Source organism: Nonomuraea sp. NEAU-A123, assembly GCF_018603905.1.
In the GTDB taxonomy this organism is placed as follows: Bacteria; Actinomycetota; Actinomycetes; order Streptosporangiales; family Streptosporangiaceae; genus Nonomuraea.
Window position 1 is genome coordinate 243988 of record NZ_JAHFZZ010000006.1, and the last position, 21753, is coordinate 265740.

14 protein-coding genes are annotated in these 21753 nt (G+C 68.3%); 9 read left to right on the forward strand and 5 right to left on the reverse strand.

Annotated features, from left to right (window positions below; translation table 11 throughout):
• Window positions 1-162 precede the first annotated feature (162 nt).
• Window positions 163-939 carry a hypothetical protein gene (locus KLK06_RS20280; RefSeq protein ID WP_214637100.1) on the reverse strand — a complete coding sequence of 259 codons (777 nt, stop codon included), beginning with the start codon at window positions 937-939 and terminating at the stop codon, window positions 163-165.
• A gap of 324 nt (window positions 940-1263) precedes the next feature.
• Between KLK06_RS20280 and KLK06_RS20290 the strand changes: the two genes are divergently transcribed.
• On the forward strand, window positions 1264-1608 hold the full coding sequence (locus tag KLK06_RS20290; protein WP_214637102.1) for a hypothetical protein: 345 nt from the start codon (window positions 1264-1266) through the stop codon (window positions 1606-1608).
• Window positions 1609-2079: 471 nt separating this feature from the next.
• Here KLK06_RS20290 and KLK06_RS63100 read toward each other — a convergent pair whose 3' ends face one another.
• Window positions 2080-2769, reverse strand: a complete 690-nt coding sequence (locus KLK06_RS63100) for an SEC-C metal-binding domain-containing protein (RefSeq protein WP_214637103.1) — start codon at window positions 2767-2769, stop codon at window positions 2080-2082.
• 1034 nt (window positions 2770-3803) lie between these two features.
• Here KLK06_RS63100 and KLK06_RS20300 point away from each other — a divergent pair.
• The 7 genes from KLK06_RS20300 to KLK06_RS20330 all read left to right on the forward strand — a co-directional run bounded on the left by KLK06_RS20300 (window position 3804) and on the right by KLK06_RS20330 (window position 13292).
• A complete protein-coding gene (locus KLK06_RS20300; protein WP_308168350.1) occupies window positions 3804-4088 on the forward strand; it encodes a helix-turn-helix transcriptional regulator in 285 nt (94 codons plus the stop codon).
• 67 nt (window positions 4089-4155) lie between these two features.
• Window positions 4156-5676: a TIGR02677 family protein gene (locus KLK06_RS20305; protein ID WP_214637105.1), complete on the forward strand. Its 1521-nt coding sequence runs from the start codon at window positions 4156-4158 to the stop codon at window positions 5674-5676.
• Window positions 5673-6815, forward strand: coding sequence for a TIGR02678 family protein (locus KLK06_RS20310; RefSeq protein ID WP_214637106.1), 1143 nt, complete (start codon window positions 5673-5675; stop codon window positions 6813-6815). Before KLK06_RS20305 ends, KLK06_RS20310 begins: the two co-directional genes overlap by 4 nt.
• Window positions 6815-10888 carry a TIGR02680 family protein gene (locus KLK06_RS20315; protein ID WP_214637107.1) on the forward strand — a complete coding sequence of 1358 codons (4074 nt, stop codon included), beginning with the start codon at window positions 6815-6817 and terminating at the stop codon, window positions 10886-10888. The genes KLK06_RS20310 and KLK06_RS20315 overlap by 1 nt, the downstream gene beginning before the upstream one ends.
• Window positions 10885-12216, forward strand: coding sequence for a TIGR02679 family protein (locus tag KLK06_RS20320; protein WP_214637108.1), 1332 nt, complete (start codon window positions 10885-10887; stop codon window positions 12214-12216). Before KLK06_RS20315 ends, KLK06_RS20320 begins: the two co-directional genes overlap by 4 nt.
• Before the next feature lie 372 nt (window positions 12217-12588).
• Window positions 12589-12963 carry a type II toxin-antitoxin system RelE/ParE family toxin gene (locus KLK06_RS20325; RefSeq protein ID WP_214637109.1) on the forward strand — a complete coding sequence of 125 codons (375 nt, stop codon included), beginning with the start codon at window positions 12589-12591 and terminating at the stop codon, window positions 12961-12963.
• Complete coding sequence (locus KLK06_RS20330; RefSeq protein WP_214637110.1) at window positions 12960-13292, forward strand: helix-turn-helix transcriptional regulator; 333 nt, start codon at window positions 12960-12962, stop codon at window positions 13290-13292. The genes KLK06_RS20325 and KLK06_RS20330 overlap by 4 nt, the downstream gene beginning before the upstream one ends.
• A gap of 324 nt (window positions 13293-13616) precedes the next feature.
• Here KLK06_RS20330 and KLK06_RS20335 read toward each other — a convergent pair whose 3' ends face one another.
• Entirely contained in the window at window positions 13617-14555 is a 939-nt protein-coding gene (locus tag KLK06_RS20335; RefSeq protein WP_214637111.1) for a carbohydrate kinase family protein, read from the reverse strand.
• Window positions 14556-14565: 10 nt separating this feature from the next.
• Entirely contained in the window at window positions 14566-15690 is a 1125-nt protein-coding gene (locus KLK06_RS20340) for a hypothetical protein (RefSeq protein WP_308168351.1), read from the reverse strand.
• Between the two features lie 313 nt (window positions 15691-16003).
• Here KLK06_RS20340 and KLK06_RS20345 point away from each other — a divergent pair, with 313 nt between their 5' ends.
• Window positions 16004-19144: a tetratricopeptide repeat protein gene (locus tag KLK06_RS20345; protein WP_214637113.1), complete on the forward strand. Its 3141-nt coding sequence runs from the start codon at window positions 16004-16006 to the stop codon at window positions 19142-19144.
• 142 nt (window positions 19145-19286) lie between these two features.
• Here the strand turns inward: KLK06_RS20345 and KLK06_RS20350 are convergent, their stop codons facing one another.
• The gene (locus KLK06_RS20350) at window positions 19287-21356 is read right to left on the reverse strand and encodes a tetratricopeptide repeat protein (protein WP_214637114.1); all 2070 of its coding nucleotides are present in this window, start codon (window positions 21354-21356) and stop codon (window positions 19287-19289) included.
• Between the last annotated feature and the right edge of the window lie 397 nt (window positions 21357-21753).

Sequence of the window (21753 nt, forward strand, 5' to 3'; positions counted from 1 at the left end):
CACGTCGGCCAGGGCCGTCTCCTTCGCTGATGTCCAGCCGTACTTTGACCCCCAGGCACATCACATGGGGATGGGATCACGACCGATACCCACCCCCACCTGGGAATACGATCCCGTATGGTCCCCTGGAGTCCAGGGCGGTTCGGGCCGATCGTCACTCAGCTAGTCACCCGGGATCCGGCCCGTGGGCTGGGGATGTTGCCACACGTCACGGCCATTGCTCCACAGCTCGGAGGCATGGTAGGCGAATCGGTCGAACAGGCCATCATCCTGGTACCGCCGCAGGTGCAGCATGGGCGAGTCGTGACCGACGAGCTTGGCCAGATGGGGCGTGACGAGAATCTCCGCGTCGAACCGGAACACGCTCATGGCGATGTGCTCGTCGCCGTACCGGGCCTCGATGCCGGGGATGCCACGTAGATGCTCGATCTCCGACAGCGTGATCCGGATGCGGGTGGAGACGGTCAACGGGACGTTCTCCACTTCTTCACGGTTGTGTGTGACGTCGCTATCGGGGTCACCGAGGAGAAACCGGATCTTGCAGCCCTGCTGGGCCTTCCGCTTGAGTACCTTCGCCAGGTTCGGGTGTTCCAGCCACAGGAAGTAGTTTGTGTAGCCAGCGAACACGATCTCGTTGCGTGCCGCATTGATGAGGTTACGCCAGACTGATTTCGGGCATGCGGAGCGATACGGGTAAACGGACAGCACTTCTTTGTCCGGTCCCGTTTTCACGGTATTGCGAATTGCGTCGGGCCATAGCACGGCTGTCTCAACTCCTAGTGCCTCTGCGGCGGCCCACTGGTGCCGTAGGTGCGGGACACGAGCCTCGTCCTGCAACCAGCGTTCCACCGTCTTGGCGTCCACGCCACACCGGTCGGCCAAGTTCTGGCTCGTGACCTGGGCGTTCAGCATGGCGCTGCGTAGGGCGACGTTGGCCACGGTACACCTCGGGCTGGAGGACGTCAGGGACGTTTTGAGCGTAACGCCATAACGTCCTGGACGTCTAAATAACGCGGTAGGTTCGTCACTCTTCGGTAAGCACGCTGATCACATGTCCTCACCCGTAATTCTCGAAGACCTCCAGGAAGCTTTTCCTGGTTGGTGCATTTGGCGCAGTTCCGCAGGTCGCCTCTGGGCAACTCGGAACGGCCGACGTCTGTCACAGTACGAGGTGGATCACGGCCTTTGCCAGACGATCGATGCCGACGACGTCGCCCAACTCGCCAAGCAGTTGAGGGAGCAGGAAATAGCGGAGCAGGCGCTGTGAGCATCCCTTCGTCCCGGCCGGAGAAGCACGCCGCCGATGTCCTGGCCGATGCTCTCGCTGCTCAGGGTGTCTCCACAGACGTGCACGACGGCTATGGCCTGAGTCTGGTATCCGTTTGGATCGGGCTCGTGGTCTGGTGCGACGGCGAGTGGTACTGGTGGCGGGCCGGCTGGGACGACCGGCGCAAGCGGGTGCTGTACGCTCGCCATCCCGCAGCGGAGCCATCGCGGGCTGCACGGCGGATCGCCTTCCGCTATGCGGATCTCCGGAGGCAGCATCCCCTCTCGGAAACGATCCGCGATCTTCCCTCTCCAGAGGCAGCGGAATCAGGCACCGGATGAAGGAGCCCCGCGAGAAGCTGGGATGCCGGGTCGAGATCGTGGACATGCTGCACAGTCCTGCTCGTACTCGAGCCGTCGGCGAGTTGCTGATCGGACAGCGTGGGATGGTGGCTGATGTCCTACGTGGTGGCACGCTCGCACTGGTCGCACTGGACGGTGACTGGGCCGACCTTCCGGGCGAGGTGCGGCGCTGGCCCGTTCACTGGGACGATCTACTGGTCTCCCCAATAGAGAGCCAGCCAACTGCCCCTGCTACCGATTATCGCATTGGATTGTCCGGCTCGGGTCGCGAAACGGTACAGCACGCAGTGGCCGCAGGCACTAAGAAGAGCCTATGTGGAGAGGCGGTTTATCCTCTACCAATCTGTGGTTGGACACTTTCTTTCTCTCCCACGGCCACACGCACGTGTCCGCGCTGCACCCGTCTGGCGGTGTAGGTGTCGTAAGTCAGCCAGTGAGACGGCTGCACTGCTATTCGGGTAAGGCATCAGATCCTCCATTCGAGCCTCCGGAAATACCATGACATCGCTTATGCTTGCGATTGCTGCCGCAAGGGCACGGCTCGTTTCTGCCTACTTTTAAACTACTAGTATGAAAGGTCTTGAAGTTCGCAACTCCGAAGCTCCATTCAAATGCCCTTCTCAGTTCCGACGGCATCCTCATTGGCTCATGAGCTAGACAGTAGGAATATTCGTCATCGTCATCGGCGAAGACTCTGACGCCAACACCTAGGACTGGCTTACGGCCACGCCCCTGCTCTCTCCATTCGGCAGCACGCAAACTAGTTAAACCCGCAAGCTGAGCAACCCAAGCCTTCCTGTCTGGATGATTCTCCATAAGATCACACATATAGACGAGCGGCCTATCGACAAGCAAAACAGATCCACTTATCCGATGGCGAAGCGACCTCAACTCCTCCTGCTTGCGCATAATCCATCGTCCGGCATATGCCTGACCCGCCGCAGGAACGTTGTCGAGGAAGTCAAGGATCGAACGATAGTCTCCTATCGGCATGCCAGGCAATATCTCATTCTCGCCCCAGGTGCGATCGAGTAGCTGGCGATAAGAGTTTACGCCCACTGGATCAGCAACTGCAGCAAACGACGTCCACCCGCGAGCCCCCTTGGCTTGCGCAGCAAACGCTTGATCATGTTCGACCATGGAAGCGAATCGAGAGAACTCGCGACCGAGCGGAACGGCGACATCTGCCCCGTTCCTTATTACCGTATTTGCATACCTCAGCACCTCATGAATCGATCGCAGATGGTGATTCAATCCATGCCAGTCCTTCAGGGTAATGCAGAACGCGTCGGCATGGGATGGCGGCACTACTTCGGGAACGCGGGGGTGATCGACTACTACTATAGTCGGCCATCGGGAAGAGCTGACATTTAGAGTTATTTCAAGTACATCACGTTGTGTGCTTCCCAGGACTAGTGCGCGTACAGGAATAGCCGACAACGGTTGACCAGCATCTTGGAAGGCAGCGATCGTACGTTTGGAACCCCGACCTGTCTAACGGCCTTAGTGACATGCTTATTTATCCAGCCAGCCGCTGCAGATTCAGAATCCCTTAACCCTTCGCGACGCGAACGCGCCTTAATCTGAATGATAGCGCCACCTGCGCCACAATAAATGACTCCATCGCCTACCTCTCGGACGCTTGATCCTTTGCTAATCAAAGGCACGCTATAGACGAATTCCGGCACTCCAAGGACTGCTGCGATTTCTCTAACTCTGCGTTCAACCGCAAGAACTCGGCTATAGGGCACTGGTTCCCCTTCATCGATATCAGAGACTGCGCAGGCCATAGCTTTCTGCAAGAAGCCGACAACGCACTGCGAGAGCTTTCAGTTGACCTATCAGGGCGACTTCAGTGGCAGACGGATCGATTGCTCCTCAACTCCAAGTTACCTTCCGCCCGATCACCTCGGTGCCGCAGCGCTCCCGCCGGAGGCATAACGGTTGAAGAGTCGTCCCCCCTTATACGAGCGGAGCAGCCGGCGCCCATGCGAAGTACCCGAAGGGCCGCGAAGCGGTGGGGCCGGCGGCTGAGTGGTGACGGTGCGGAGGTCGGCCGCGGAGGTTGTGCGGCGGTGCCGCCCGAGGTCGGCCCTCAGGTCACATACCCGGGGCGGCAGGCGGGTGCGAGGCCGTGTGAACACCATCCCTTGGTCGGCTACCACCCCCGCTGGGTGCGCCCAGAGCCGCCGGCGGACGACCTCGAGCGGATCGCGATCCGCGAGGCGCTGGCCTTCGGCAAGGCTCTGTACGACCGGCGGACCGCCCTCGGTCTGACCGTCGCGGAACTCGCCCAGCGAGCGGGCCTGACCGTCGATGAGATCGAGTGCATCGAGGAGGGCGGCACCGCGCCCACGGTCGCACTGCTCCGGCTCCTTGCCGCTGCTCTCGACGCGGATGTCCGGCTCACTTCTGGACACGATCTCGGCTCTCTGTGGTTCGAGGCTCATGCGGCCTGACCTGAGAGACACGACCGACAAGGGAAATCCCCGTTCGACGCGGAGGACATGAGGGACACTTGACCTCATGTCCTCGTCGCCCCAGGAGCCTCAGCCTTTCGCGCATCTGAGTGCGCCGAATGCCGCCCTCTACCGCGACGTGCTGCGCACCTTCGTCAGCGCCAAAGAGCGGTTCATCGTGCACCTGCGCCCCGAGGACGTGGCTGTCGAGCTGCGGCGCGACAGTGACGAGCAGTTGGCGGGCGCGCTGGACAAGCTGGTGGAGTGGGGCAATCTACGCGCCGACGCCGACACCGGCCGAGTCACCACGGTCGAGGAGTTCCACCGCAAACGACTGCTGTTCCAGCTCACCCCGGCCGGTCAGGCCGCCGAGCAGGCCATCGCTTTCTACGAGGAGGCGATCGGGCGGCGCGGCTCGCTGCAGTCGGTGGCGCTGGCCGACATCGCCGAGCAGTTGCAGTCGCTGGCCCTGCTCGCCGGGGAGGACGAACCCGATCCCGCGAGGGTGCACCTGCTGTTGCTGTCGCTGGCCGAGCGGTTCTCCTCGCTGGCCGACAACGCTCAGGCGTTCATGGCGTCGCTGCGGCGGGCCATCGACTTCTCCGACGGCGACGTGGACGGGTTCGTCGCCTACAAGGAGCGGCTGATCGACTACATCAACCGGTTCATCGCCGACCTGGCCAACTCGGGGGCGCGCATCGCGGCGCTGCTCGTCGAGCTGGAGGGCAGCGATCACGAGCGGTTGCTGGTGCTGGCTGCCCGGCGCGAGGCCGCCGACGCGGTGCCGGACGGTGAGGATCAGGGGCAGGCCCAGGAGAAGGCGCTCGGCTCGTGGCAGAACCGGTGGCGCGGGCTGACGGACTGGTTCGTCAGCCAGGACGCCGGCCATCCTTCGCAGGCCCGGCTGCTGCGGCAGGCGGCGGTGACCGCGATCAAGCAGCTCATCGACACGGTCGGGCTGCTCAACGAGCGGCGCGCGGGCCGCTCCGACCGTACGGCCGACTTCCGTACGCTGGCCCGCTGGTTCGCCGAGGCGCCCGACGAGGCGTCGATGCACCGGCTGTGGCGGGCGGCGTTCGGGCTGAGCTCGGCTCGGCATCTGAGCGTCACCGCGTCCACGCTGGGCGAATGGCAGGACGTGCCGGCCGCCACGCCCTGGGCGCAGGCGCCGCCGATCAGGATCTCGCCGCAGCTGCGCCGTACCGGCTCCTATGAGCGGCGGGGCAAGCCGAACAAGGTGACCGACCGCACGCGGGGCCGCCGGCTGCTGCTGGAGCAGGCCGAGCGTGAGGCGGCCGAGACCGCGGCGGCGCGGGCGCGGCTGCGTACGGACGGGCCGGTGCTGCTGTCGGAGCTGGACGTGCTCGATCCGCGTGCCTTCCGGCTCTTCCTCGGCCTGCTGGGCGACGCGCTGGCCGCGCGGCACCCGGACGACGTCGAGGTGAAGACCGTGACGAGCGACGGCTCTCTTGAGGTACGGCTGGCGCTGGTCCCCGGCGGCGACCTGGTCGAGATCCGTACCGACGACGGCGTACTGACCGGTCCTGAGCACGTCGTCGAGATCACCGACCTGATGGTGGCGCCATGACGCCGGAGGAGGAGCAGGCCCAGCGGCGTGCCGCGCTGCGCGCGCTGCTGGCCACCCCGCTGCTGCGCGACCCGGACAAGCTGGTGCTGGTCCGGCGCCATCTGAGCGAGCTACGTGACTGGCTGACCCGCGAGACGGGCTGGCGACTGGTCGTCGACTCCGAGAACGCGCGGCTGTTCAAGACGGCCCCGGACCCGTCCGATGCCACCCATCCCGCGCGCGGGAGGGCCGGCGAGCCGTACGGCCGGCGGCGCTACGTGGTGCTCTGCCTGGCCCTCGCCATGCTGGAACGGGCCGACGCGCAGACCACGCTCGGCGGGCTCGCCGAAGAGGTGCTGAGCGCGGCGGCGGAACCGGAGCTGGACTTCGCCTTCACCCTGGACAGCCGCCAGGAGCGGGCGGACCTGGTGGCCGTGGTGCGCACGCTCATCGACTGGGGCGTGCTGCGCAAGGTCGCGGGCGACGAGGACGCCTACCTGTCGGCCACGGGCGACGTCCTGTACGACGTGCGCAGACCGGTGCTGGCCGCCCTGCTCACGGGCACCCGCGGCCCGTCCACCATCACCGCCGAGTCCTTCGGCGAGCGGATCGCGGAGTTGGCGGCCGAGCCGGTCGCCGACACCGACGACCTGCGTAACCAGGCGCTGCGTCGCCGCCTCACCCGGCGGCTCCTGGAGGATCCGGTCGTCTACTACACCGATCTGGAAGAGGCCGAACGCGCGTACCTGACCTCCCAGCGGCACGCGATCACCCGCCGGATCGAGGAGGCCACCGGCCTGGTCGCCGAGGTCCGCGCCGAGGGCATCGCGATGGCCGACCCCGACGACGAGCTGACCGACGTACGCATGCCCGAGCAGCGTACCGACGGCCACATCACGTTGCTGGTGGCCGAGCTGCTCGCCGCACGCGGAGAGCAGAGCATGGAAGAGCTCAGGAGTTTCGTACGGCAGGCCGCCCGCGATCACACGTCCTTCTGGCGCAAGGGCGTGACCGAGCCAGGCGCCGAGGACGGCCTGCTGGCCACGGCACTGGGCAAGCTGACCGCGCTGCGCCTGGCCGAAGTCCGCCACGACACGGTCGCCGGGCTGCCGGCGATCGCCCGCTACGCCCTCGACGCACCCGTCGTCAAAGGATCGTGATGCTTCCCCAGCCCACCTCAGAACGCTGGAAGCCGCTGCGTGCCGGCCTGGTCGACCTGTTCTACTACGACGTGGAGGAGTTCCACTTCCACGACGGGCGGCTGCTGCTGCGCGGCAACAACGGCACGGGCAAGTCGAAGGTACTGGCCCTGACCCTGCCGTTCCTGCTGGACGGCGAACTGGCCCCGCACCGGGTCGAACCCGACGGCGACCGGCAGAAGCGGATGGAGTGGAACCTCCTGCTCGGCGGTAAACACCCGCATGCCGAGCGACTGGGCTACGCCTGGCTGGAGTTCGGCCGCCGCGCCGCCGACGGCACCCGCGAGTTCCGAACGATCGGCTGCGGGCTCAAGGCGGTCAAGGACCGTGGCATCGTCCGGCATTGGTTCTTCGTCACGCCCCAGCGGCCCGGCCTCGACCTGCACCTGCTGTCCGCCACCGGGGTGGTGCTGACCAGGGAGAAGCTGCGCGAAGCCGTCGAGGGCCACGGCATGGTGTACGACCGGGCGGCCGACTATCGGCGGGCGGTGGACGAGGCGATGTTCGGCCTCGGCGAATACCGCTACGAAGCGCTGGTCAACCTGCTCATCCAGCTCCGCCAGCCCCAGCTGTCCAAGAAGCCGGATGAGAGGCTGCTGTCCAAGGCCCTCACCGAGGCGCTGCCGCCGCTCAGCCCCGCCCTGATCGCCACCGTCGCCGAGGCCTTCCGCGGCCTGGACGAGGAGCGCGACGCCCTGCGCGGGCTGGAGGAGGCCCGCGCCGCCGCGGCCGCGTTCCTCACCCATTACCGCCGGTACGCCACCATCGCCGCCAAGCGCAAAGCGGCAGGCCCCCGCCTGGCGCACAGCCGCTACGAACATCTGGGCCGTGACCTGGGCGAGGCGGAAGCCCGGCAGACCGCCGCGGAAGCCAGGCTGGAGGACCTCGACGACCTGCTCTCGGACCTGGCCACGCGGCAGAACCAGTTGGAGGCCCGCCGGAACGCCCTCCAGGAGAGCCCGGAGATGCGTTCCGCCGAGCGGCTCAAGCAGGCCGGCGAAGAAGCGCGGCGGCTGGGCGAGCACGCGAGCCGCGCCGACCGCGATCGCGACCGCCTGACTCAGCAGGTCGACAAGATGCGCGGACGGGCGGACACGACCCAGCTCAAGGCCGACCAGGCGGCGACCGCGCTGACGGCCGCCCAGGAGCAGACCACGCGGGCGGCCCGCGAGGCCAGGCTGCCCGGCGGGCCACGCGAGGCCGGGTTGCCCGGCGAGCCGCTGGACAGGTCGGCGGCTGAGGCGCTCGCCACCCGGCAGGAACAGGCCGTGGCCGAGCTCGAACGGCTGCTCCACGCCGTCGTTCAGGCCGAGACCCGGCTGACTGCGGCCCGCGCGGAAGTGGACCGGCTGACCGGCGAACTCCAGGCGTCGGCCGTACGCATCGCCACCGCGGAAGAGGCCACGGCCACCAGGATCACCGAGCTCGTCCAGGCTTACACGCTCTACCTGGCCGGACTGACCGAGCTGCGACTGGAGGACCCCGACGGCGTGCTCGCCGAACTGGCGACCTGGGCGAGCACCGCAGACGCGGCCAATCCGGCGGAAGCCGCCGTCAACGACGCCGTCCGCACCGCCACCGCCGCGCTCGCCCGCCGCGGCGCCGAACTGGACGCGGCCCTGACCACGGCCCGCCAGACGGCCCGGGAACTGGGGGAGGAGATCGTCAGGCTGGAGGCGGGCGGTCACGACGCCCCGCCCGTGCCGCACACCCGAGGTGCCGCCCGCGATGGCCGCCTGGGCGCACCCCTGTGGCGGGCCGTGGACTTCGCGGACGCGGTGCCCGCCGAGCACCGGGCCGGGCTGGAGGCGGCGCTGGAAGCGGCGGGCATCCTCGACGCCTGGCTGACCCCCGCCGGAACCCTCCTGGCCGAGGACGACACAACCATTGTGGCGGGGGCGCCGGTGTCCGGGCCGTCCTGCGCCGTCGTGCTGCGCCCCGCCGTCGACCGGGCCGACCCGCGGGCCGCCGCGCTGCCGGACGCCGCTGTGCACGCCGTACTGTCCGCGATCGGGCTGGGGCCGGGCGCGGCGACGTGGGTCGCGGTCGACGGCCGGTGGGGCAACGGAGTACTGGCCGGATCCTGGCACAAGGACAGCGCCGACTACATCGGCGAAGGCGCCCGGGAAGCGGCCAGGCGGGCCAGGCTGGCCGCGCTCCGGGCCGAGCTCGAACGGGTCGACCGGCGGATCACCGCCTTGCGCGAGGAACTGGCCGCGCTGGTCGTACGCCAGGATGATCTCGCCGCGGAGCAGCGGGCGTTGCCGCCGGACGCGACCGTTCGGGAGGCACACGTCAAGCTGGCCGCGGAGCACGAGCGGCGTGGCCAGTTGGCGACCGAGCACCGCGACGCCGAGCGGGTCGCGGAGGACCGGCAGGGTGAGCTGGGCGGTGCGCGGGAGCGGGCGGCGGAGTTCGCGGGTGACGTCGGTCTGCCCGTCGTCGCTGAGGAGCTGGCCGCGGTCAAGGCGGGCCTGGCCGCGTACCGGCTGGCGCTGGCCGAGCTCTGGCCCGCCGCGCAGGCGGCGCGGACGGCCGTGGAGGCCGCGCGGGAGGCCGCCGACGACCTCGCGCAGGCCCGCGAATCGCTGACGGAGGCGGCCTCGGTGGCAGCCGAGGCGCGCGAGCAGGCGGAAGCCGCCGCCGAGACCTACCGGGAACTGACGGCCACCGCGGGCGCCGCCGTGGAAGAGCTGTTCCGCCGGCTCGAAGAGGTACGGCTCCAGCTGCGCGAACGCGCGAAACAGGAACAACAGGCCCGGACCGACCAGCAGCAGGCGCTGACCGAGCGGGGTAGGGCCGAGGCCACCAGCGCGAGCCTGCGCCGCCAGATCAAGGAGGCGGCCGACCTTCGCGACGACGAGGTACGCGAGTTCCGGGCGTTCGCCGCGACCGGGCTGATGCGGGTCGCACTGCCCGAGCTCGACATCCCCGATCCGGCCGCCGAATGGGCGGCCACCCCCGCCGTGCACCTGGCCAGGACCGTCAACGCTTCGCTTGAGAGCGTCGATGACGGCGAAGGGCCCTGGGACCGGGTACAGAAGAAGGTCGCGGAGGAGCACAAACTGCTCTCCGACGCCATGGCCAGGCATGGCCACTCGGTCGGCCTGACCCTGCGCGAAGGCGTCATGGTGGTGGACGTGCTCTTTCAGGGCCGTACCCGGGAAGTGCCCGGCCTGGTGGCGGCTCTCGGCGAGGAGACCGAGCACCGCGCCCGGCTGCTGTCGGCCAAAGAGCGCGAGATCCTGGAGAACCACCTGCTCAACGAGGTCGCCGGCACACTGCAGGAGCTGATCACCGCGGCCGAGGCCGAGGTACGCGAGATGAACGCCGAGCTGGCCGCCCGCCCCACATCCACCGGCATGCGGCTGCGGCTGCTGTGGAAGCAGGCCAGGAACGCCCCCGAAGGGCTCGAACGGGTACGGGACAAGCTCCGGCAGATCGTCGACGCCTGGTCGCTGGAGGATCGGGCGGCGGTCGGGGCGTTCCTGCAGGAGCGGATCGCCCGCGAGCACGCCGACAACCCGGCGGCGGGCTGGACCGAGGCGCTGACCAGAGCGTTGGATTATCGGACCTGGCACGAGTTCGCCATCCAGCGGCTCCAGGACGGGCAGTGGCGGCCGGCCACCGGGCCCGCGTCCGGTGGTGAGCGGGTGCTGGCCGCGTCCGTTCCGTTGTTCGCCGCCGCGTCGGCGCACTACAAGTCGGCGGGGAATCCGTACACGCCGCGGTTGGTGGCGCTGGATGAGGCGTTCGCTGGGGTGGATGATGATTCGCGGGCCAAGTGTCTGGGGCTGCTGGCCACCTTTGACATGGACGTCGTGATGACCAGCGAGCGTGAGTGGGGTTGTTATCCGTCGGTGCCGGGGCTGGCGATCTGCCAGTTGACCAGGCGGGACGGTATCGATGCCGTGCTGGTGACGCCGTGGCGGTGGGACGGGCGTGAGCGGACACGGGCCGAGCGGCCCCAGGCCATGCTTGAGGCTGTCGCCGGTGAGCCCGGTCCTGCCGCCGTACAGGACAGCTTGCTTTGACGGGCGCGGACACGACGGGCAAGGACCGGCTGCGGCGGTTGTTGGGCGGCGAGGAGACGGCGTGGCTCGTCGAACGCGCCCGGCAGCGGCTCGAACGCGGCCGGCCGCTCACCGGCACGGTCACCCTCTCCACCGCCACTGCGGCGCAGCGCCGCGTGGCCGAACTGCTGCTCGGCCGCCGCGCGGGCGCGGGCACCTCGTTGTCGGTCTCCCTGGAGGAGGTGGACCGGGTCCTGCGCACCAGCGGTGCCGCCCCGGACGGCCTCCAAGAGGCGGTGGTACGACTCCGCGGCCCGCTACGCGACCTGGCCGGGGAACGGGAGGCGTCGGCATCGGCCTGGCGGGAGGCGTTCGAAAACCTCGACGCCGCGACAGCCACCCGCCCCGAACTGGCCGGATGGCGGGCCTGGCTGGAGTCCACCGGCCTGGTCAGGCGGCTCGCCCCGGACCCGGGCCAGGCGCGACACCTGCTCGACCAACTGGCCAGGGTGGTGGCACGGCTGCCGTCGCCCGGTCTGCCCATCGGCCGCCTGGCCGCGCAGACCTCCGGCGACGCGCACGCTCTCGACGAGGGGCGGCCATTGGGGACACTGGCGCTGTCAGCGGCCAAGGCGCTCACCGGCCGGGCCTACCCCGGCGAAGCCGGCGCGGACGCGCGCCGCGCCGCGTGGGCGGCCGTCGGCGTTCACCTCGACGACCTGTCCTCGCTGGTGCTCTGCCTCGGCCTGCCGGGAGACGATCGGACGCCGACCGGGCGCATGCTGGCGGCGGCCCGTGCCGCGGGGGAGCCCTGCGTTCTGACCCTGCGCCAGCTCCGCCGCCACGACGGGCCCCTGTCCTCTGCCGGGTTGGTACGGATCTGCGAGAACCCCGTCGTGGTGGCGGCCGCCGCCGACGAACTGGGGCCGTCCTGCCCGCCGCTGGTCTGCGGTGGCGGCCGGCCGTCGGCGGCCGTCTGGCAACTGCTCGACCTGCTGTCGGAGGGCGGCGGCCGGTTCGCGTACCACGGCGACTTCGACTGGGGCGGCGTCGCGATCGCCGCCGCCATCCACGACCGGTACGGCTTCGAGCCGTGGCGCTTCGACACCGCCGCCTACGAGGCGGCGCTCTCCCCGGCGGGGCCTTCCTCGGCGGAGCCTTCCACTGCGGCGGCTTCTCCGGCGGCGGTCTCCCAGGCAGCGCTGACCGGACGGCCGTGTCCGACGCCGTGGGATCCCAACCTGGCGGAGGTGATGGAGCGCCGCGCGGTACGGGTGGAGGAGGAGCTCGTCCTGCCCGTCCTGCTCAGCGATCTGTCGCCAAGTCCCCGTGATCGAGGTACGTGGTGACGGGATGGCTCTCTCATGGGAGCGGTCGCGGCGGCCCCTGATTCGTGGACGAGGACGAGGTAGCGACCTTTGCCGCAGGCGTCGACCGGACGCGGGGACCGCCCAACGAACTCATCGACTCGGGTATGCCACTGAGGCGGCCGAACCCAAGAAGCTCAGTGCTCAGTCGGCGGTGTGTTGCAGGATCCAGGCATCCGCAGTGCTTGTAGATCACGTGATGGTCGTTGGTCATTTCTGTCACCTCCATGTTGCGAAGGGGGCAACGTTGGCTGTCGTCTTTGATGGCGTATGGCCAAATTTGTTAGCTGGATTGCGCTGACGTCTCGCCGGATTCCTCGGACGCGGGTATGATGAAATGGTTATATTTGCTGTGTGAGCTGGGAGATCAGTCTGCATCCGGCAGTGGAAGAGTGGTATCTGGCCATCTGCGTGAGTGATCCGGTCTCCGCGGATCTGATCCGGGACGCCATCGACCAACTCGCCGAAGAGGGGCCGACTGCGCGCCGTCCGCTGGTTGACCGTCTCAAAGGCAGCCAGTACCACAACATGAAAGAGTTGCGCCCGCCGTCCTCGGGCGCGACCGAAATTCGCATGATCTTCGCATTCGATCCGGCGCGGGAGGCCATCTTCCTGGTCGCTGGTGACAAGGCGGGAAACTGGGAATCCTGGTACGACGAGGCGATTCCGCTGGCCGATGAGCGGTTCACCGAGCATTTGATCGCGTTGAAGGAGCAGGAGGGCCGATGAGCGCTGAATTCGTCAAGTGGAGTGACGTCAAGGCAAAGGCTCGCGCGCTCGACCCGCGTAGCGACGCCGAGCGCGAGGCAGACCAGTTGGCGGCGCGGGCTCGTCGAGAGGCGTATCAGCGTGGCTATCAGTTGAGCGAAATGCGCAAGGCCGTGGGGGTCACACAGGCCGAACTCGCCGAGGCGCTCGGGGTGAGTCAGGGCAGGGTCTCCCGAATCGAAAGCGGCGAAGTATCCGGGATCGAAGTCGTTCGTGCCTACGTTGCGGCGCTTGGCGGAACAGTTGATCTGGTTGCCACTCTCGGTGATCGTACGTGGAAGGTTGCCTGACCGTGAGTCCTTGGCTCGTGGAGGAGCCGGCTTCGTTCCCAGGTCTACGCCACGGCCGATCGCGACCTGACCGTCTCCACTGAATTCTCGGACTTCGGTACGGACCTTGCGGCGCTCACACGCTGGTTGCGCGGAGCCAGGACGTCCAGACTACGGCCGCGACTTCCGGTGCCGGCTCGGCTCGAGTCCGAGCGCCGCAGCAGGAATGTCTGGACCCGTGTACCTCGCGGGCCGGCGTGTCCGGGACCGGGCGCGCCGCCAAACCAGGTAGCCGGTGCCCGCCGAACACCGGCCCCGGCGACCTTGACGGCGATACACCTTCCCTTACGCGGCGGTGTCCCAGCGACCGAGGGACGTGGTGATCGGGTGGCTCTCTCGTAGCCGGGACAACTCCGCCTCCGTGAGCGAGGTCGCGGAGGGAAACGTGTCGCCCACCTTCCAGCCCGCGTGAAGCACGGCTTCCTTGAGGGCCGTGATGGGGTTCCGCGTGGCGAGCCAGCCATGCAGGAACGACGCGAACAGCGCGTCCCCTGCCCCGGAGGTGCTCACCACCCCGCGCGGCGCGACACCCGCCGCCTCGATCAGGGTGCCGTCGCGCAGCCCCATGAGGCACCCGCGCCCGCCGAGTCCGACCGCGGCGATGGCGCATCCGGGATAGCGCTCGAAGACCCCCGCCACCCACTGCTCAGGCGGCCCGGCGAGCCGTTCGTGGCTGCAGAAGACGATGTCGGCGACCTCCAGCCAAGGCCGGTTGTACGCGTCGTCGATGTCCGTGATCAGGTGAACGTCGACCGCGATCGGCACGTCCGACGCCCGCGCGTGCCCCAGCAGGGGCCGGACGAACGCGGTGTTGGTGAGTACGGCGAGATCGACGCCGCGGATCAGGCGGCGGAACACCTCGACCGGGTACTCGACGGTGTTGACCGCGGCGACGTACGGATGCCCGGAGCGCCGTCCGTCCGGAGTCACGAGCACCACCCCGAGCGACGAGCGCGGTACCGTCACCACCCCAGGACCGAACAGCCCTCGGGTGCGTAACGACGCGTTGATCGCCTCGCCCGCGACGTCCTCACCCACGAAGGTGCACAGACGGGCCTCGTCGCCCAGGGTGCGCAGGGTGTCGGCGATGTGGCACGCGGCCCCGGACACCTCGGCTCGCATCCAGCCGGGGAAGCGTAGCGACGTGTACGGGAGCGGGAACTCCGCGACCGGCATGGCCATATAGAGGCTGCTGACACCGGCTACGACTATCTTGCTGCCCATTGCTTCTCCTTCAAAGATGGGGCGGGGGGACCGGATCGGTCCGTGGGATGGTGAGCGGCTGCGTGATCCGCATGAGCCGGTACATCAGGCGCCGCATGTTCTGGTCGAAGCGGCCGGGGGCCGAGGTGAGCCGTGCCACGACCGCGGCATGCAGCCCCGGCCGGTGGCAGGCGGCGGCCGCGCGCAACTGGGCGGTCAATGGCCGATCGGGCCGTAGCCGGGGCGCGGCCGAAGCCAGCAGTCCTCCGGCCGACTCCGGGTCCACATCGCCTCCCGAACCGCCCACCAGCAGGACCGAGGCGCCGCAGACCGCGCCGTACACCGCGACCGAGCCGTGGTCCCCCACAACGTGATCGGCCGCGACGAGCGCCCCGCGCCAGTCCGCCTCGGGCGGTATCAGGGCGAGCCCGTCACGGAGGCAGTCGGCCAGCCACGATCGCACCTGCCAGATGCCGTGCCCGAACCAGACGTTCGGATGGAAGAGCGCGGCCACGCGGTAGCGGTCGCGGGGCAGCTCGGCCAGCATCCGCCGGAGCAGCTCCGCACGCTGCCCGAAGAGGGACCGCGTTCCCCAGGTCGAGGTCACCACCACGAGCTCGCGATCGCCCCGCACACCGAGGGCCTGGCGGTAGGCGCGCCGCTCGCGCGCGCTGGCGACGAGCCGGTCATGGGAGGCGTCGCCGACGACCTCGGCGACCGCGACGGCCTCCGGGCAGCTCCGCGCCAGCCGCCCGCGCTCCGCGTCGTGGGCGAGCACGATCGCCGACGGGACCACCATGCCGTCTCGTACCAGCTCCTGGGCGCTGAGCCCGTACACGCCTCGGGCCGCGACGGCGCCGCCGCCCAGCCGGCGGCTGACCCTCTTGTTGTAGCCCGCGCCATGCGGGATGACCACGAGCGGCGCGTGGATGTCCTCGATTCCCCCGTAGGCGGCGGAGACGGCGAGGTCGAAGCGCTCGCGGACGGCCAGTTGCCACGGCATCACCACGCCGCCGATGCGTCCGAGCAACTCGCTCACCCCGTTGCCGAAGACGTCCGGGCCCATGGTGAACACCACCTGGACGCGCAGGTCGGCGGCGAGAAGACGGACGACGTCCAGTAGACGCTGCCCGGCAGTGACCGTGTGAACGATCACAAGTACAGTCCGCAGGCTGCGGCGCGTCACCCAGCGCGCCGCATCTGGCCCTACTGGCACGCGGTACCCCTCTGAACAGGACATCGGGCTTTCGAACCCCCCATTTTTCGTGTACGGCGCGGTTTCCTGTCGCCGTATTCGCCCCGGCCGTAATCCCCGTCTTAACGGCTCAATCCAAGAGTCGACGGCATTCCTGGACAAAACCTTGCAACAATCGTGAAGTTGAAGAGTCAGATCAAAGGTGCGTATGGACCATTAAGCGAATACGCGGGAAACTGGCGACACGTGTTCCTTTAGCGGTGAAAGGACACTCGTGGAGTTCCGAATACTCGGCTCCGTGGAGTTGTGGGCCGACGGAGAGTCATGTGAGCTCGGATCTGCCAAGGAACGGTACGTGCTGGCGATCCTGCTCCTGTCGCCCGGGCAGCCCGTGTCCATCGAGACTATGATCAACCGGGTCTGGGGCGACGCGCCGCCGGCAAAGGCGCGTGAGAGCGTCCACAGCTATATCGCCCGGCTCCGCGGCCGCCTGAATCGGCGCTTCGGCGATACCCGAGCGCGGCTGAGTTACCGTTCCGGGGCTTACGTACTGGAGGTCGATCCCCAACGGATCGACCTGCATCGTTTTCGGCAGCTGAACGCGCAGGCGCGGGCCATCGCGGACAGTGGAAACCCGGAAGACGCGCTCCGCCTGCTCCGCGAAGCGGAGAATCTATGGCGGGGCGACCCTCTTTCCGGCCTGCCCGGAGAATGGGTGACGACGTTCAGGACGAGTTTGGAGAGCGAGCACCGCGCGGCGATCGGCACGCGCCTGGCGATGGAGCTCGACGCGGGCCGGCACGCCGAACTGGTCGGGGAGTTGTACGGGCTGGTCGATCAGTATCCGTATGACGAGTCGTTCATCGAACATCTGATGGTGGCCCTGTATCGCTGCGGGCGTCAGGGTGACGCGCTGGAGGCGTACCACCGAGCCAGCCACCGCCTCTTCGGCGACCTCGGAGCCGAACCCGGGCCGTCCCTGCGCGGCACGTACGAGCGCATGCTCCGCGGCGATCCGGAACTGGCCGCGCCGCCCGCCCGCCACCGCACCCCCGGTGGGCCGCTCGCCGACAACCTGCCCAGGGATGTCCAGGACTTCACCGGGCGGGAGACGGAACTGAACCAGCTGTACGCCGTGTTGGATCGTTCCCCCTCAGCGGTCGTGATCGAGGCCATCGACGGCATGGCCGGGATCGGCAAGACAGCGCTCGCCATCCACGCGGCGCACCGGCTGAAGGACCGGTATCCGGACGGCCGGTGGTACCTCCATCTCCGCGCGCACGATCCCCACCAGCCGCCACTCGACCCCGCCGAAGGTCTCGACGCCCTGCTGCGGCTTCTGGGAGAGGATCCCCGGCGGATTCCCGAGGCGCTGGAGCCGCGCGCGGCGCTGTGGCGGGCGTGGCTCGCCAACCGCCGGATCCTGATCGTGCTGGACGACGCGGCCGGCGCCGACCAGGTGCGGCCGTTCCTTCCCGGGGCGCCTGGCTGCCTCGTGCTGGTCACGAGCAGGCGGCGGCTCGCCGGCCTCGAAGGGGCGCGACCGCTCCCGCTGGACGCTCTGGCGCCACCCGAGGCGGCGCTGCTCTTCCGCCGGATCGTCGGCCAGGACCGGCAGCTCGACGCCGGTGACGTCAACCGGCTCGTCCACCTGTGCGGATACCTTCCGCTCGCGGTCACGATCATGGCGAACAAGCTCCGCCACCGGCCGGCGCGCGGTGTCGGAGACCTGGTGGCGAAGCTGTCCCGATCCAGGGATCGGCTGGCCGAGATGCGCGCGGGAGACAGGGACCTCGTCACCGCGTTCGAGCTGTCGTACCGGGAACTGTCTCCGGAGCGGCGGCACGCGTTCCGCCGCCTCGGCCTGCACGTCGGCGCCGACCTCACCGCGGGCGCGGCCGCCGCGCTGATCGGCTGTGACCTCGCGCGGGCCGAGCGCATCCTGGAGGAACTGATCGACCGGCACCTCGTGGAGGAGCCGGACTCCGGCCGGGTCCGATTCCACGATCTGCTCCGCGCGTACGCGGGGGAGCGCGCCGCTGAGGAGGAACCTGCGGAGGAATTGTGGCGAGCCGTACACCGGCTGCTCGACTTCTACCTGCACACCGCCGACCAGGCTGATCGCGCCCTCTACCCGCACAGGCGCAGGGCCGCCGTGGACGTGGCCCATCCGCCCTCCGATCTATCGTCTGTGAGCGATCCGCGTTCCGCCGCCGAGTGGCTGCGCGCCGAGCGGATCAATCTGGTCATGTGCGTACGCCACTCCGCCGAGCGGGGCTTTCCGGAGCATGCGGTCCGTCTCTCGCAGGCCGTCGCGACGTACCTCGAACGCTCGGCGCACTGGGAGGACGCCGCCCGCGTTCACGAGCTCGCTCGCCGGGCCTGTCAGGAGGTGGGCGACCGCGAGGGGGAGGCCCGCGTGGAGCTCGAACTGAGCTTGGTACGCAGCCGCACAGGCCACTACGCCGAGGCCTTCGAGCACGCCGTCAACGGCCTCGGCGCCTTCCGAGCCCTCGATGACCGGCGCGGCGAGGCCGACGCCCTGGACCACCTCGCCCTCGTGCACTGGCTGTCCGGGCGCAACCGCGAGGCACTGGCGTACGCGGAGGAGGCGCTCGCGCTGTTCCGTGCCGTGGGGGACCGGCATGGAGAAGGGAACGCGCTGCTGCATGCGGGGATCGCGCTTTCGTCCCTGCGGCGTACAGAGGAGGCGGTGGCCTTCTTCGAGAGTTCGCTGGAGATCGTGGAGGAGATCGGGGATGTCGCCACCAAAGCGATGTTGTTAAACAATTTCGGAGAACTGCACCTCAACCGTGGTGATCATCGAGAGGCGCTCAGGCTGTTCCGGGACGCGCTCGCCATGATGCGGGAGGAGGGATGGCGGCAGAACGAGGCTGTGGCGTTGAACAACGTGGCCGGCGTCATGGTCCATGAGGGGCGCCGCGACGAGGCCTTGCACTTCTATCGTGAGGCCTTGTCAATTTATCGCGAGACCGGTGACCGCCGGAACGAGGCCGACGCATTGAGCAATATCGGGTCGATGTACCTGGACACGGGGCTGACCGCTGAAGCGCTGATCCATTTCCAGAAAGCGCTTGCCATCTCGGGTGATATAGGAGATGCGTACGAAACTGCGCGTGCGCTCCAGAGGATTGGTGACACCCAGCAGGCTGGTGGGCAGTTTGTCCTTGCTCGGGAGACTTATGAGCGGGCGCTCTCTTTGGCTAGGGATGTGGCGGATCCCTCCCTGGTGGCGGGTTCCCTTCAGCGCCTCGGTGAGAGTCTTTTGCATATTCATGGGAGGAGTGCGGCGGAAGGGGTGTGGAGGGAGGCTTTGGGGATATTTGAGCGGTTGGGTGCGCCGGAGGCGGGTATTCTGCAGAATCGCCTGAATGATCACGATGTGGCAGGTTGAAATCTGGTAGGGACCCTTTCTTGTTTTTGCCAATCGGCTATGGTGTACTTACTGCGGTAAACGCCTAAGTTACCGAAAGGTAAGAAGAATGCACGCCGAGATGATGATGTGGGTTGTTGGCTGGTAACAGCTGACGACCCACTCAAGTGAGGTGGTCCAGGCGGCCCCTGAGCCGGAGATACGTCGCAGATTCGGCTTCGCCAAGCACTTCCAGCGCCATTTCATAGCAGTGGTACGCCTCTTCCGGTCGGCCGGTACGTTCGGCCAGCTCGCCCAGGCCTTCCAGGGCCGCGGCCCGGCCGACCGAAGATCCCAATTGACTCATGATCTCCAGCGCGGAGCGTAGCTCGCGATCCGCCTGCTCGTGATCGATTTGGGCGTACCCGAGAAGGATCCCCACGCGAGCCCGGTTGTAGGGGTCATCCACCCCGCGCAGCAGCCCCCGCGCCTGCTCCAGGTGAATCACCGCATCAGGCCCCCGGCCCTGGGCCACGAGGACACCGGCGAGATCCGTGAGTCCCAGCGCGGCCTTCCGATCGGCACCCAATTCCCGATACATGGCGATCGAGGCCGTGAACCTGGCAATGGCCGCATCGTGGTCCCCCCGCCCCGCCGCGACCAGCCCGAGCCGCCGCAACGACCCCGCCTCCCTGCCCCGTTCGCCAAGCCGACGCCAGATCTCCAGCGCCTCGTCGAACCGCGCGACGGCGTCGTCATACCGCCCCAGGTCGTTCAGGCTCAGCCCCAGCCGGTTCAGCATCTTCGCCTCGGCATAGGCGTCCCCGGCCGCGCGCGCCGCCGCCAACCCCGTCTCCTCCACCCCGACGCGCTCCACGTGATGGCCCATGTACAGGAACAGCGCCCACATGGCATCGGCGAGCTGCCATGACGTCACCTCGCGCCCCCGTGCGTGCGCCAGAGTGACGGCGGCGCTCAGGTTCGCGCGCTCGGACGCCAGCCAGCCGAGCGCGTCCTGCGGGCCGCCGAAGTCCGTCGGCTCGGCGGGCGGCGGCTCGGCATCGCGGGGCAGCCCGGTACGGTACGGCCGGAGCTGACGTTCCGCGCGTGCGGCCGTGGCGAGGTACCAAGCGAGCAACCGGCCCTCGGCGCCCTCACGGGCCTCTCGCTGGTCTTCGGCCGTGACCAACTGGGCGGCGTGCAAGCGGACCAGTGCGTGATGGAAGCGGTAACGGCCGTCGGAGATGTCGGTCAGCAGGTTCGCGTCGGTCAGCTCGCCGAGCAGCCGCCTGGCCTCCATCCGAGAGATGTCGGCGAGCGCGGCCGTCGCGTCGCCGCCGAACGTGTTCCCCGGTACGAGGCCCAGAAGCCGGTACAGCCGGGCGGCGTCGGGATGGAGCGCTCGATAGGAGAGGTCGAGCGCGGAACGGAGCGCCACATCGTCTCCGATCGTCAACGTCTGCTGCTCCTCGGCCAGCGCGGTGACCATGGCGCGGAGCGGCCAGCTCGGCCGCCCGGCCAGGCGGGCCGCCGCCACGCTCAGGGCCAGCGGCAGCCGCATGCACAGTTCGACCAGCTCGGCCGCTGCTTCAAGTTGCCGGTCCAGCCGGTCGCTCCCCAGCGCGTCGCGGAGAAGTGCGAGGCTCGCCGCGGCGTCGAAGCGGTCGACGTACACCCCACGCGCTCCCTGGGCCACCAGGCTGGCCAGCCGGTACCTGCTGGTCACCACGGTGATGCTCCCCGGTGATGCCGGTAGCAGCGGTCGTACCTGAGCGGCCGTGAACGCGTCGTCGAGCACGACGAGAAGCCGCTGGTCCTGGGTCACCGTGCGATACAGCGCCGCACGCTGGGCCGGTTCGCCCGGTATGAGCTCTGCCGGGATGCCGAGAGCGTGCAGAAAGTCGCCCAGCACCTCCTGAGGGGAGGCCGGGTCGCCGTCGGAATGTCCGCGCAGTTCGGCGTACAACTGCCCGTCCGGATAGTGCGAGCGGATCATGTGCGCCCAGCTCAGGGACAGCACGGTCTTGCCCACGCCCACCGAACCCGTTATCAGCGCGGTGACCGGCACATCCGTCGCGTCCTCCCGCAGGGCATCCAGTTCGGCGATGGCGGCTTCGCGGTCGATCAGGCGCGGGCGCGGCGGAAGCTGGCTCGGCGCGGGCAGGGAGGCCGCTTCGTGGAAATGGACCCCGCCGAATATGTTGCGGGCTTGGACAAGCGAACCATAAACTATCCCACCCGCCTCGTTATACACAATTTCCGACAGCTTTCTCCTGGCTACCACGCCGTTTCGACACCAATCCACGCCTCGGCCTGGCGTCCGCTCATGCAGACTGCGCAGCCTGGAATACAGACATCACCTGCAACAATGACGGATGCGAAAACAAGCTGCAATATGCCGGGGATTTATGGTCGGCATGACGCCCTGTATTTCGCCGTCGCCGTGCGGGCGGCGATGGGCCTGCACCGGTCGGAACACACAGCCACTGAAAACCGGTGACCTGGCCCTGGCGGCTCAGCGGTGAGTGCTTGCCTCAGCTATGACCGAGCTGCTTGGCCGCTTCCGGACAGCCTGGCTGGACCAGGAAGCAGCTCTGACGGCGATATTTCCAGTTATTCGCTTGAGTTCGTCTTCTACCAGAGCATTGACC

What these genes read in the sequence shown, in the direction of transcription:
- KLK06_RS63100 (WP_214637103.1), bottom strand. Translation starts at nt 2,769, where the DNA reads ATGGTCGAACATGATCAAGCGTTTGCTGCGCAAGCCAAGGGGGCTCGC.
- KLK06_RS20305 (WP_214637105.1), top strand. Translation starts at nt 4,156, where the DNA reads ATGTCCTCGTCGCCCCAGGAGCCTCAGCCTTTCGCGCATCTGAGTGCG.
- KLK06_RS20310 (WP_214637106.1), top strand. Translation starts at nt 5,673, where the DNA reads ATGACGCCGGAGGAGGAGCAGGCCCAGCGGCGTGCCGCGCTGCGCGCG.
- KLK06_RS20315 (WP_214637107.1), top strand. Translation starts at nt 6,815, where the DNA reads ATGCTTCCCCAGCCCACCTCAGAACGCTGGAAGCCGCTGCGTGCCGGC.
- KLK06_RS20330 (WP_214637110.1), top strand. Translation starts at nt 12,960, where the DNA reads ATGAGCGCTGAATTCGTCAAGTGGAGTGACGTCAAGGCAAAGGCTCGC.
- KLK06_RS20335 (WP_214637111.1), bottom strand. Translation starts at nt 14,555, where the DNA reads ATGGGCAGCAAGATAGTCGTAGCCGGTGTCAGCAGCCTCTATATGGCC.